At 58.1% G+C, this 12986-nt stretch carries 12 protein-coding genes; 7 read left to right on the top strand and 5 right to left on the bottom strand.

Features of this window, described 5'->3' with window-relative positions; genetic code table 11:
• The first annotated feature begins 54 nt into the window (after positions 1–54).
• The 4 genes from urtB to urtE are packed head-to-tail and all read left to right on the top strand — an operon-like array spanning position 55 to position 4181.
• The gene (gene urtB / locus AC6I8J_RS02915; RefSeq protein WP_222924592.1) at positions 55–1620 is read left to right on the top strand and encodes an urea ABC transporter permease subunit UrtB; all 1566 of its coding nucleotides are present in this window, start codon (positions 55–57) and stop codon (positions 1618–1620) included.
• Positions 1620–2693: an urea ABC transporter permease subunit UrtC gene (gene urtC, locus AC6I8J_RS02910; protein WP_222924594.1), complete on the top strand. Its 1074-nt coding sequence runs from the start codon at positions 1620–1622 to the stop codon at positions 2691–2693. Before urtB ends, urtC begins: the two co-directional genes overlap by 1 nt.
• A complete protein-coding gene (gene urtD / locus AC6I8J_RS02905) occupies positions 2690–3481 on the top strand; it encodes an urea ABC transporter ATP-binding protein UrtD (protein WP_161731728.1) in 792 nt (263 codons plus the stop codon). Before urtC ends, urtD begins: the two co-directional genes overlap by 4 nt.
• A gap of 1 nt (position 3482) precedes the next feature.
• Positions 3483–4181, top strand: coding sequence for an urea ABC transporter ATP-binding subunit UrtE (gene urtE, locus AC6I8J_RS02900; RefSeq protein ID WP_497825075.1), 699 nt, complete (start codon positions 3483–3485; stop codon positions 4179–4181).
• A 7-nt stretch (positions 4182–4188) separates the two neighbouring features.
• Here the strand turns inward: urtE and AC6I8J_RS02895 are convergent, their stop codons facing one another.
• From AC6I8J_RS02895 to rbsK, 3 genes are read right to left on the bottom strand one after another with little or no spacing between them, the layout of a single operon-like run.
• Entirely contained in the window at positions 4189–5202 is a 1014-nt protein-coding gene (locus tag AC6I8J_RS02895; RefSeq protein WP_260059137.1) for an aldose 1-epimerase family protein, read from the bottom strand.
• On the bottom strand, positions 5199–6524 hold the full coding sequence (gene fucP, locus AC6I8J_RS02890; protein ID WP_161731731.1) for an L-fucose:H+ symporter permease: 1326 nt from the start codon (positions 6522–6524) through the stop codon (positions 5199–5201). Before fucP ends, AC6I8J_RS02895 begins: the two co-directional genes overlap by 4 nt.
• A gap of 9 nt (positions 6525–6533) precedes the next feature.
• The gene (rbsK, locus tag AC6I8J_RS02885; RefSeq protein ID WP_161731733.1) at positions 6534–7451 is read right to left on the bottom strand and encodes a ribokinase; all 918 of its coding nucleotides are present in this window, start codon (positions 7449–7451) and stop codon (positions 6534–6536) included.
• 380 nt (positions 7452–7831) lie between these two features.
• On the opposite strand from rbsK, the gene deoR reads away from it, so the two are divergent.
• Together deoR and ettA are read left to right on the top strand one after the other, a co-directional pair.
• Positions 7832–8596: a DNA-binding transcriptional repressor DeoR gene (deoR, locus tag AC6I8J_RS02880; RefSeq protein WP_161731745.1), complete on the top strand. Its 765-nt coding sequence runs from the start codon at positions 7832–7834 to the stop codon at positions 8594–8596.
• Between the two features lie 180 nt (positions 8597–8776).
• Complete coding sequence (gene ettA / locus AC6I8J_RS02875) at positions 8777–10444, top strand: energy-dependent translational throttle protein EttA (RefSeq protein WP_013356691.1); 1668 nt, start codon at positions 8777–8779, stop codon at positions 10442–10444.
• A gap of 54 nt (positions 10445–10498) precedes the next feature.
• On the opposite strand, the gene AC6I8J_RS02870 is transcribed toward ettA, so the two are convergent.
• Positions 10499–10876 (bottom strand): type II restriction endonuclease, encoded by a 378-nt coding sequence (locus AC6I8J_RS02870; RefSeq protein ID WP_260059136.1) that lies wholly within the window; start codon positions 10874–10876, stop codon positions 10499–10501.
• Between the two features lie 112 nt (positions 10877–10988).
• Positions 10989–11885, bottom strand: a complete 897-nt coding sequence (locus AC6I8J_RS02865) for a LysR family transcriptional regulator (protein WP_161735975.1) — start codon at positions 11883–11885, stop codon at positions 10989–10991.
• 95 nt (positions 11886–11980) lie between these two features.
• Here AC6I8J_RS02865 and AC6I8J_RS02860 point away from each other — a divergent pair, with 95 nt between their 5' ends.
• The gene (locus AC6I8J_RS02860; protein WP_161735974.1) at positions 11981–12982 is read left to right on the top strand and encodes a zinc-binding alcohol dehydrogenase family protein; all 1002 of its coding nucleotides are present in this window, start codon (positions 11981–11983) and stop codon (positions 12980–12982) included.
• Positions 12983–12986 lie beyond the last annotated feature (4 nt).

The raw sequence follows: 12986 nt of genomic DNA, 5'->3' as shown, positions 1-12986 counted from the left end.
CACGGCAGCACTCAACAGGCTGCCGTGCTGACCTTCCCAAACGAGGCTCCTTTTATGAATCTATGTCGCTGCTTTTTCAGCCTGCTGCTGCTGCTCCCGCTGTTTGCGAGTGCCGGACCGGCGGCTGATTTTGCCGCCGCCAGCCGCAGCCAGCAGGCCACGCTGCTGCAACAGTGGGCCACCGCACCGGACAGTCATCGCCTGCCGCTGCTGGAAGCGCTGCATGCCGAAACGGTGGTCATCGACCAGAATAAACAGCCGTTCAGCCAGCAGGGATCCACGCTGCAGCCGCTGGATGCGGTGGCGCAGCCCACAGGAAACCTGAAAAAGCTGTTTATGAACAATCGCCTGCGCGTGCTGGTTAACAATGCGCTGGCCGCCCACCAGCTGGTGAGCAGCGATGCGGCACTGCGCCTGCGCGCAGCGCAGCAGTTGCAGAATGGGGGTGCCGCTGACCAGTTGCCGCTGCTGGAACAGCGCCTGGCCGCCGAACAGGACAGCCGGGTGCATGCCGCATTAGCGCTGGCGCTGGCGAACCTGCAACTGGCGGATGACGAGCCGATGGTGCGCCTGCGGGCGGTAAAACTGCTGGGCGAATCCAGCGATCCTAACACGCAGGCCAGTCTGCAACGCCTGACTCAGCCCGCGAATGAGCCGGACGCCACGGTGCGGGCAGCCGCGGCGGAAAGCCTGCAACAGATTCAGAAACGGCTGATGTGGGGCGATCTGCTGGGGCAGGCGTTTAGCGGCCTGTCACTGGGCTCCATCCTGCTGCTGGCCGCGCTGGGCCTGGCGATCACCTATGGCCTGCTGGGGGTGATCAACATGGCGCACGGTGAAATGCTGATGCTCGGCGCGTACGCCACCTGGTGGGTTCAGAGCCTGTTCCAGCAGTTTGCACCGGACTATTTAGCCTGGTATCCGCTGCTGGCGCTGCCGGTCGCCTTTATGGTCACTGCCGCTATCGGTATGGCACTGGAGCGCACCATCATTCGCCATCTCTATGGCCGTCCGCTGGAGACGCTGCTTGCTACCTGGGGGATCAGCCTGATGCTGATCCAGCTGGTGCGGGTGCTGTTCGGGGCGCAGAACCTGGAGGTGGCGAACCCGTCGTGGCTCTCCGGCGGCTTACAGCTGCTGCCTAATCTGGTGCTGCCGTGGAACCGCATCGCGGTAATCCTGTTTGTGGTGTTTGTACTGGCGCTGACCTGGCTGCTGCTGAACCGGACCCGCCTTGGCATGAACGTGCGCGCCGTGACCCAGAACCGCGCCATGGCGGAGTGCTGCGGCGTGCCGACCGGCCGCGTCGATATGCTGGCATTTGGCCTCGGTTCGGGCATTGCCGGGCTGGGCGGCGTGGCGCTGTCACAGCTCGGAAACGTCGGGCCGGAGCTGGGTCAGGGCTACATCATCGACTCGTTCCTGGTGGTGGTGCTGGGTGGCGTCGGCCAGTTAGCGGGCACCGTGGTTGCCGCGTTCAGCCTGGGGATTTTGAACAAAGTGCTGGAGCCGCAGATTGGCGCGGTGCTGGGCAAGATCCTGATTCTGGTGATTATCGTGCTGTTTATTCAGAAACGCCCGCAGGGGCTGTTTGCGGTTAAAGGAAGGGTGACTGACTGATGACGCAACCCATCACGCTTCGCGTGGCGCGCACCGCGCCGCGCCTGACGATCGGCATCGGCGTGGCGATCACTCTGGCATTACTGGTGATGCCATTTCTGGCGCTGCTGCCCGCCACGCATCCGCTGGCGATCTCCACCTATACCCTGACGCTGGTCGGCAAAATCCTCTGCTATGCGGTGATCGCGGTGGCGCTGGATCTGGTGTGGGGCTACGCCGGACTGTTGTCGCTGGGTCACGGCCTGTTCTTTGCCCTGGGGGGATATGCCATGGGCATGTACCTGATGCGCCAGGCTGCCGGTGAGGGTTTGCCCGCCTTCATGTCCTTTCTCTCCTGGCGTGAACTTCCCTGGTTCTGGACCGGCACCGACTATTTCGTCTGGGCGCTCTGTCTGAGCATGCTGGTGCCAGGCCTGCTGGCGCTGGTGTTTGGCTTCTTCGCCTTTCGCTCGAAGATCAAAGGCGTCTACTTCTCCATCATGACCCAGGCGCTGACCTACGCCGGAATGCTGCTGTTCTTCCGCAACGAAACCGGTTTTGGCGGCAACAACGGCTTTACCGGCTTTACCACCCTGCTCGGCTTTTCGGTGACGGCGACTGGCACCCGCATCGGGCTGTTTATCGCCACCGTGCTGCTGCTGCTGCTGAGTCTGGTGATCGGCTTTGCCCTGGCGCGCAGCAAGTTTGGCCGGGTGCTGACCGCAGTACGCGATGCCGAAAACCGTCTGATGTTCTGTGGTTACGACCCGCGCGGCTTCAAGCTGTTTGTCTGGACGCTCTCCGCCGTGCTGTGCGGCCTGGCCGGGGCGCTCTATGTGCCGCAGGTCGGCATTATCAATCCGGGTGAGATGTCACCGGCCAACTCGATAGAAGCGGCAATCTGGGTGGCGCTGGGCGGACGCGGCACGCTGATAGGCCCACTGCTGGGCGCGGCGATTGTGAACGGCGCGCGCAGCTTCTTCACCGTCGCCTTCCCTGAATACTGGCTCTTCTTCCTGGGACTGATGTTTATCCTGGTCACGCTGTTTCTGCCGCACGGCGTGATTGGCCTGCTGCGTCGGAGGAAAAAATGAGTGATGTCCTGTTTACCCAGACTCAACTGGCGGATCGCCATCGGGCGCAGCGCGATCCGGTGCTGCAACTGGAGAAAATCAGCGTGTCGTTTGACGGCTTCCGGGCGCTGACCGATCTGTCGCTGCAGATCGGCGTCGGTGAACTGCGCTGCGTGATCGGCCCTAACGGTGCGGGCAAAACCACGCTGATGGATGTGATTACCGGCAAAACACGTCCTGACGCTGGCCGGGTGATCTACGACCAGGACAGCGATCTGACCCGCCTTTCACCGGTGGAGATCGCCCGCGCCGGTATCGGCCGTAAGTTCCAGAAACCCACGGTGTTTGAGGCGTTAACCGTGTTCGAGAATCTGGAGATCGCGCTCAAAGACGACAAATCGGTCTGGGCCAGCCTGCGCGCCCGCCTCAGCGGCGAACAGCGTGACCGCATTGATGAGGTGCTGAAACTGCTGCGGCTGGGCGGCGAACGCCAGCGTCGCGCGGGCCTGCTGTCACACGGCCAGAAGCAGTTTCTGGAGATCGGCATGCTGCTGGTGCAGGAGCCGCATCTGCTGCTGCTGGATGAACCGGCCGCGGGTATGACCGATGCCGAAACGGCCTACACCGCCGAGCTGTTCCGCAGCCTGGCGGGCAAGCATTCGCTGATGGTGGTGGAGCATGACATGGGCTTTGTCGAGACTATCGCCGACCATGTCACCGTGCTGCATCAGGGACAGGTGCTGGCCGAGGGTTCGCTGCGCGACGTGCAGTCCAACGAGCAGGTTATCGACGTTTATCTGGGGCGCTGAAATGTTACAGGTTACTGAACTGAATCAATATTATGGCGGCAGTCATATTCTGCGCGGCCTGTCATTTGAGGTTAAGATTGGCGAAATTACCTGTCTGCTGGGGCGCAACGGCGTGGGGAAAACCACGCTGCTGAAATGCCTGATGGGGCTGATTCCGGCGAAGTCAGGCGAGATTTACTGGCAGCAGCAGCGCATGAATGGCCGCAAGCCGCACCAGCGGGTGCAGGCGGGCATCGCCTATGTGCCGCAGGGTCGGGAAATCTTTCCGCGTCTGACGGTGGAAGAGAACCTGCTGATGGGCCTGTCACGCTTTCCGGCTGCCCAGGCACGTGAAGTACCGGAGGAGATCTACCAACTTTTTCCGGTGCTGCTGGCGATGAAGTCACGCCGGGGCGGCGATCTCTCAGGCGGTCAGCAGCAGCAACTGGCGATCGGCCGGGCGCTGGCCTGCCGGCCACAGCTGCTGATCCTCGACGAGCCGACCGAAGGGATCCAGCCTTCGGTGATCAAAGAGATCGGCGCGGTAATCCGCCAGCTGGCGCAGCGGGGCGATATGGCGATCCTGCTGGTGGAGCAGTTTTATGACTTCGCAGCGGAGCTGGCGGACAGTTATCTGGTGATGTCGCGCGGGGAGATCGTGCAGCGTGGCCGCGGCGACACCATGGAAGCTGAGGGTGTGCGCGGCCTGGTGGCGATTTAAATCCGGCTCAGAGCAGGCCGGTCTCGACGGAGAAGTGCCGCTCTTCGCCGCTGGCCAGGGCGATCAGCGTACCGGCCTGCTGCGCGGCCAGAAAGCCCTCTGGACGACAGGTGGCGGGCAGAATGTAGGCCGCCACCTGCTGATCGTGGTTATGCAGCAGCCAGCGGGTCGCGTGCGGAAACTGCGCGGTAGAGAAGCGCGTCATCAGCGCATAGCCCTGCGGCGAATGCAGCTCAAACTGCACGTCATCGCCATACTGCGGCAGATCGTCCGCGAAGAAGACGATCTCCGGATCGCAGAGTTGCGGCTGATCGAGCTGTTGTAACGCCTGTGGATCGCGCGATAAGTGATCCGTGTACTCGCGCCAGGCAGGTGTGGGTTTAAGGTGTGCGGGGATCGAGCGACGCAGCTGGAATGCCCGATCGGGAATCGACTGCCGGAAGCGTCCCTGGTCGATCCACGCGCTGTTGAGGTGACACATATACTGCAGCGGCATCGCCGCGCCCGCCAGATTAGTCACCGTCATCGCTATCGTCAGACGGGGCCGATCGGCCTGAAGGCGGACGGCAGGTGCCGCAAGGTAGTGATGGCCGAAGCCTTTAACATATTCACACTCCCCTTCCAGCGACAGCGTCTGATCCTCCAGCACCAGCCAGGCGCTGTCCATGCGGGCGCAGGCCATCTCACCGTGCAGCGGATGATCGTCCTCTGGTGCGGGACAGCCGTTGGCCAGCAGTCCCGAATGAAAGGCAAAACAGCCGTAAGTGTCGATGATCGACTTGGCGGGCAGCGGCTGTTTAAAACTGTGGCCCATGGTCAGATTGTGCTCGTCGAACTGCACGTCCCAGACCATCTGTCCGAGAAATGGCAGCACGGTCACGCTGCCGCGCCGGTTATGAATGCGCACCGCCTCAATGCCCGCCGGATAGCGAAACAGCTCAACCCGGAAGTCATCGCTCTCTAACAGCACCCAGGGTGTGGTGTGAAACTGTTCACGGGCTAAAGGTAAACGGGTTTTCATGGTGACTCCTCCGCCAGACGACCGGTCGCAACCAGCTGTTTTTTATGGCGCAGTTCGCCATAGAAGTAGAATCCGACCCAGGCGAAACAGAGCAGCGAGACGCCAAATGCCCGCTGCATCGAACCCAGTGAGTCCGAAACCAGGCCCTGAAGCGCCGGGACAAAGGCCGCACCGACAATCGCCATCACGATAAACGCGCCTGCGACTTCGGTGTATTTGTTATCGACCGTCGCCAGCGTTCCCGCGTAGATCGTCGCCCAGCAGGGACCAAACAGCACGCTGACAAACACAGCGGCGTAGACGGCGGTAAAGTTCGGCACCAGCATCACATAGGCCAGCGTCAGCACGCCCAGCACCGAATAGGCGATCAGCACTTTCTCGGCACGGAAGCGGGTCATCAGGAAGTTCGCCACGAACTTACCGATAAAAAAGCAGACGAAGCTGTAGATCATAAAGTTAGAGGCGTGACGTTCGTTGGTCGCCCCCAGCGTCAGCGCCAGACGAATGGTAAACGACCAGACCGCGACCTGCATGCCAACATAGAGGAACTGGGTCACAATGCCGCGTTTAAAGTGACGATTAGCGGCCAGATAGCGGAAGGTCTCGCCCAGCGAGGGGCGCGATCTCTCATTACTCTCAGGTTTGCAGCGCGGATAGCGGGTGAACATAAACAGCAGCATTACGACTACCAGCACCATCACCAGATATTTGTAAGGCTCCAGCGTGTGCTCCAGCATCGTCAGACGGAAGGCATGCGCCTGCTCTGCCGTCATCGTCGCCATCTGACTCTCCAGGCTGTCGCCCTCCTGGAACACCAGATATTTACCCAGCACGATCCCCATCAGCGCACCAATCGGATAGAAGGTCTGGCTGACGTTGAGGCGCAGCGTCGCATGGTCACGATGACCAATCATCGAGCTGTAGGTATTGGCCGCAGTTTCCAGGAAGCTCAGGCCGATGGCGATAGCAAAGATCGCCGCCAGGAACATGGTGTAGGTCGCCATGTGCGAAGCGGGATAAAAGGCGATACAGCCAGCGATATAGAGTGCCAGGCCGATCATGATTGCCATCTTGTAACTGGTTTTACGGATCACCAGCGAGGCGGGGATCGCAATCAGAAAATAGCCGCCATAAAAGGCGCTCTGCACCAGCGCACTGGCAAAATCGCTCAGGGCGAACACGCTTTTAAACTGGGTGATCAGGATATCGTTAAGACTCGCTGCACAACCCCAGAGCGGAAAGAGGCACGACAGCAGAATGAACTGGAACAGCGGCGTTTTATTCAGATAGCCATCAGATTGCTGAACAATTTTCTGTTGCATAGCAGAACCTCAGTTACGGTTGAGAAAACGCTGGAAACACTCGGCGTCGGGATAAGCGCGCTGCGTGCCGCGCCCGGTGACGCTGCAGGCGGCATAAGCAGAGGCCTGGGTCATGGCGGCGACCACATCGCCGGTTTTCACCAGCAGATACGCGAAACAGCCGATAAAGGCATCGCCCGCACCGCTGGTATCCACCGCCTGAACCGGCGTGGCGGCCACGCGATGGATCTCGTCGCCGCTCATCCAGACCGAGCCCCGGCTGCCCAACGTGATAATCAGATTTTTAAGGCCATGCTTCAGCAGCGACTGCCCGGCCAGGATCACCTCTTCATCAGTGTTGACCGGCAGGCCGGTGAGGATCTCCAGCTCGGTTTCGTTCGGCATAAAGAAGTCGCATTTGCAGGCGTAGTGAATATCCAGCGTGGCGACGGCCGGCGCCGGATTCAGGATCACGCTGATCTGATGCTGGCGGGCAAAATCGATGGCGTAATAGACCGTTTCCAGCGGGATCTCCAGTTGCAGGATGATCAGCTCACAGGCTTTCAGCGCCTCTGCCGCGTCGTCGATATCGGCCGGTTTCAGCTGCTGGTTGGCCCCTTTGATGATCAGAATGCGGTTCTGCGACTGGTCATCGACAAAAATCGGTGCCACGCCGCTGGAGACGCCTGTTGCAGTAGTGACAAAGCGCGTGTCCACGCCCTGCTGCTGCAGATTAGCAACGGTGTTGGGAGCAAAGAGATCGTCGCCGACCTTGCTGACCATCATTACGTTGCCACCCATTTTCGCGGCCGCGACCGCCTGGTTAGCGCCTTTACCGCCGCAGCCAATGGCAAAGTCGGGCGCTTCAAGGGTTTCGCCCGCTTTCGGCAGGCTGTTGGTATAGGTAATCAGATCGACCATGTTTGAGCCGATAACCGCAATTGTCATGACAGAACTCCCGGATGTTTTTCACACTTAAAATGTTATTAAATTAACAATAACCTTTCTTAAAGGTTAAATATGTGACAAAAACCACATCCTGAAGTGGCAGATACCGGCGGTAAACGGCATAAAGGGGGATTTAAAGTGTTACTATTATAACAAGATAACATCAGGGGCCATGACGGCTGAGAGATGTTACCGCCAGTGATGATGGGCCGGGATCACCGCACGGCGGAGGTTTGCGGCTCTTACAGATTGCGGGTAAGATTGACTGCCAGCCTGGCGGATGAGACGCAACTCATTCAAATCTGTGAGGTTTGTCGCGATATAGCGTCGATTCCGGCGTTCCTGCTCCGCACTACAGGATAGGTAACAGAGAGATGACCATGGAAACCCGGCGCGACGAACGCATTCACAAGCTGACCCAGGCGCTTAAACGCACCGACAAACTGCATCTGAAAGATGCGGCCCACTTGTTAGGCGTCTCAGAGATGACGGTTCGCCGTGATTTAACCGAGCCAGGCTCCAGCGTGGTCCTGCTGGGCGGCTATATCGTCAGCGACCCGAAAAGTCATGCCGGTCACTATTTTGTCAGCGATCAGCATGGGCAGAATGCCGCCAGAAAGCAGCGGCTGGCGCAGACGGCAGCCAGCCTGATCAGCGAAAACGATACGGTCTTCTTTGACTGCGGCACTACCCTGCCCTATATCGTTGATGCCATTCCTGACACGCTGTCATTTACTGCCATCTGCTGCGCCATGAACACCTTTCTGACCCTGAAAGAGAAACCGGCCTGTAGTGTGATTCTGAGCGGCGGTGAATTTCATGCCGACAATGCGCTGTTTACGCCGATTGGCGTGCATACCCTCCTGGACGATCTCTGTCCGACGCTGGCCTTTATCTCTGCGGCGGGCATCGACAAAGATCAGGGGGCGACCTGCTACAACACCAATGAGCTGATGATGAAACATCACGCCATGCTGCGTGCCCAAAAGTCGGTGCTGGTGGCGGACAGCAGTAAATATGGCAAAGTGCTGCCCGCCCGCATCGCCGGGCTACAGCGCTTTGATCTGTTGGTGAGTGACAGCGCGCCCGACCAGGCATTGCAGAACTGGCTGGCACAGCAGGCGATACCACTGCGCCTGCCCTGAGGGCTGCCCCGGTACTATCGTCAGCAATTGAGCGCGGAAATCAGTCAGTTATCCCGCACGCCGTCCGGCATCCCTTCTGCCCGGCGAATATTCGCCGCCCCCTGGCTGGGATTAAACGGTGAAAAAGGCTAAACTTCGACATCATTCCAACGACCAACAGACCCAGAGGCTCAAACCAACGTGGCTCAATTCGTCTATAGCATGCATCGCGTCGGCAAAGTAGTTCCGCCGAAGCGTCATATCCTGAAAAACATCTCGCTCAGCTTCTTCCCTGGCGCAAAAATCGGCGTACTCGGCCTGAACGGTGCGGGTAAATCTACCCTGCTGCGCATCATGGCCGGCATCGATAAAGATATCGAAGGGGAAGCGCGTCCGCAGCCAGGCATCAAGATTGGCTACCTGCCGCAGGAGCCGCAGCTTAACCTTGAACACACCGTGCGTGAGTCGGTTGAAGAAGCACTGTCAGAAGTGGTTGGCGCACTGAAACGTCTCGACGAAGTCTATGCGCTCTATGCCGAAGAGGGTGCAGACTTCGACAAGCTGGCCGCCGAGCAGGGCCGTCTGGAAGAGATCATCCAGGCACACGATGGTCACAACCTGAATACCCAGCTGGAACGTGCTGCCGATGCGCTGCGCCTGCCAGACTGGGACGCGAAAATCGCCACCCTTTCCGGTGGTGAACGTCGCCGCGTCGCCCTGTGCCGCCTGCTGCTGGAAAAACCAGACATGCTGCTGCTGGACGAACCAACGAACCACCTGGACGCCGAATCTGTCGCCTGGCTGGAGCGTTTCCTGCATGACTTCGAAGGCACCGTCGTGGCGATCACGCATGACCGTTACTTCCTGGATAACGTGGCAGGCTGGATTCTGGAACTTGACCGCGGTGAAGGTATTCCGTGGGAAGGCAACTACTCCTCCTGGCTGGAGCAGAAAGATGCGCGTCTGGCGCAGGAAGCCTCTTCTGAAGCGGCTCGTCGTAAGTCGATTGAGAAAGAGCTGGAGTGGGTTCGTAAAGGACCAAAAGGCCAGCAGTCTAAAGGCAAAGCCCGTCTGGCACGCTTTGAAGAGCTGAATAACACCGACTACCAGAAGCGTAACGAAACCAACGAACTGTTCATTCCGCCAGGTGCCCGTCTGGGTGACAAAGTGCTGGAAGTCAGCAATCTGCGTAAGTCCTATGGCGACCGTGTGCTGATTGACGATCTCTCGTTCTCTGTGCCAAAAGGCGCGATTGTCGGGATTATCGGTCCGAACGGCGCGGGTAAATCCACCCTGTTCCGTATGATGTCCGGTCAGGAACAGCCTGATTCCGGCAGCATCGTGCTGGGTGAGACCGTTAAGCTGGCCTCCGTCGATCAGTTCCGAGACAGCATGGACAATTCCAAAACCGTGTGGGAAGAAGTTTCCGGTGGTCAGGACATCATGCGTATCGGTAACACCGAGATGCCAAGCCGCGCCTATGTCGGCCGCTTTAACTTTAAAGGCGTCGATCAGGGCAAACGCGTGGGCGAACTGTCGGGTGGTGAGCGTGGTCGTCTGCACCTCGCGAAGCTGCTGCAGGTTGGCGGCAACATGCTGCTGCTCGATGAGCCAACCAACGACCTGGACATTGAAACCCTGCGCGCGCTGGAAAACGCCCTGCTGGAGTTCCCGGGCTGTGCGATGGTGATCTCGCATGACCGCTGGTTCCTGGACCGTATCGCCACGCACATTCTGGATTATCAGGATGAGGGCAACATCGAATTCTTCGAAGGTAACTTTACCGAATATGAAGAGTACAAGAAGCGTACCCTCGGCGCCGACGCGCTGGAGCCGAAGCGCATCAAGTACAAACGTATGACGAAGTAATCGCAGTCTGATTAATACTAAAAAGGGAAGCGGATGCTTCCCTTTTTTATTTTTTTAAAGCGGCATCCATTCTTCAACATGCCCTTGATGCTCATCATCATGTGTTTTAAATAAAATGCAGGTTAATTTACTTTTTTTATCATAACCTATGACAATATTATCACCAGGCACTGCGAGCTCCATTACCGGATTGCCTTCATAATAAAGCCGAAATTCAGACCGGCTTTCATGTGACTTTCTGGCATCATACCAAGTCAGTGATGCACTACAGCTGACATCACTGCCCCTGAGTACAAAATCTGCTTCAATATCTTTATTTTCATTACCTAAAATATTTTTAAGAGCTGCTACACCATTAAACTCTCTTTGATCATAAAGTTCACTTTTTGATAAAGTTTTAATACATGCACTTTTTAAATTTTGAGCTTTCATAACATTTCTCTTCCTTTGAAAAGAAAGGGAAATGCCATCGTAATTAATGCAATGTAATTTTCTGCTACGGGTGTCAAAGTTACAGGTTACGGTTATAACTTTTATTTTAAGTTCAGCGATAAAACTCCCTGAACACCGGTGACTGCAGCGCGAACTCAATAAAGCGCGCCAGCGCAGGTGAATTCAGTTTACGGCCCGGATAGACCAGCCACAGCTCATTCCCCTCGATTTCCCATTCCGGCAGTACCGGCACCAGTCGGGGATCCGCCATCGCCCCGTCGGTCAGAAAGCGCGGCAGCAGCGTAATACCCGCATCGCCCAGCGCCGATTCGCGCGCATAGAGTAAATTGTCGGTGAGATGGCCTGGCGGCAGCAGCCAGCGATAGAACTCGTCATCGCGCTGCAACACCCATTCATTCCAGGCGCGATGCGCGATACAGCGGTGGGCCGAGAGCTGCTGTGGGTGAAGCAGCGGTGGATGTTGATTAAGATAGTGCTGAGAAGCCACCAGCAGTCGCGGGCAGTTGCCTATCCGGCGGCCAATCAGCGAGGACTCCTGCGGCTGACCGGTGCGCAGCGCCACATCAAAGCCCTCCTGTACCAGATCGCGCATCTCATCGGAGATCGAGACATCCAGCGTCACATCAGGATAAAGACGTAAAAACTCTGCATTACAGCGCGCCAGCAGCGTGGCACCAATGCCTGCCGGGCTGGTAATGCGCAGGCGCCCGCTGGGGTTTTCCCGCAGGCTGGCAATCGCCTGATCGGCGCGCTCACTGGCCTGCATCATCTCCTGGCAATGCAGCAGATAGCGCTCACCGGCAAAGGTCAGGTTGAGCTGGCGGGTGGTGCGGTTCAGCAGCCGGATCCCCAGCCGCTGCTCCAGCTGGCTGATGCGCTGACTGACGCTTGATTTGGGCAGACCCGCGCGTTCTGCCGCGCCGGTAAAGCTGCCGCATTCCGCCACCAGCGCAAACAGCGCCATATCCTGCCACTGACGAAATGCCATTGTTCACCTCAGACGAACACTCTATGAGAGATTGTCCATCTTATCACCGCTAAAATCAGGTTCTACACTTAAGACACTGACCAAGGAGAATCTTTATGTCTATTCGCGCTATCGCAGTTAATCCCGAAAATCCGGAAAACTTTACCGAAATTTTTCCTGAAACCCCTACGCCAGGTGAGTATGACCTGCGGGTCGAAGTCAAAGCCGCGTCGGTCAACCCGGTCGATACCAAGGTGCACAAAGGGGCGAAGAAGAACGGCTTACAGCAGCCACGCATTCTCGGCTGGGATGCCAGTGGCGTTGTGCTGGAAGTGGGCAGCTCAGTCAGCAACTTTAAGCCTGGCGATGAAGTCTTCTATGCGGGCGATCTGACCCGCCCTGGCAGTAACAGCACTGAACAGCTGGTTGACTCACGCATCACCGGTCACAAGCCAGAGAGCCTGGACTGGGCGCAGTCGGCGGCGATCCCGCTAACGGCCCTGACCGCCTGGGAAGGCCTGTTTGAGCGACTGAACCTGGAGACCGCAACGGAAGATCAGACGCTGCTGATCGTCGGCGGCGCGGGCGGTGTCGGATCGCTGGCGATCCCGCTGGCGAAACTGCGCAGCAAGGTGAAGATCATTGCGACAGCCTCGCGTGAAGATTCCGCCCAGTGGTGCCGCGATCGCGGAGCCGATCTGGTGATCAACTACAAAGATATGATCGGTGAGCTGGAGAAACAGGGCATTAAGCAGGTCGATTATATCTTCTGCCTGAATGACACCGACGGTCACTGGGAAACCATGGCGAAGCTGATCGCTCCGCAGGGTCATATCTGCACCATCGTGGAAAACGAACATCCCCTGTCGATGGACCAGCTGAAGCTGAAGAGTGCGGCACTGCACTTCGAGCTGATGTATACCCGCAGCATGTTCAATACACCGGATATGGCGCGTCAGGGCGAGATTCTGGATGCGGTATCGGCGTTGCTGGATGAAGGTAAGCTGCAGACCACGCTGAGCGAAACACTGCATGGCTTAAGCGTTGAGACTTTAACCGCCGCCCACCAGCGCGTGCTGGAAGGCCACATGCGCGGCAAAGTGGTGATGGTCTATTAATGCC

The sequence above is a fragment of the Pantoea sp. X-Soil-ISGK-355 genome (genome assembly GCF_059730805.1).
The sequence above is the reverse complement of the archived record's forward strand: the minus strand, read 5'-3'. Positions and strand labels throughout refer to the sequence as shown.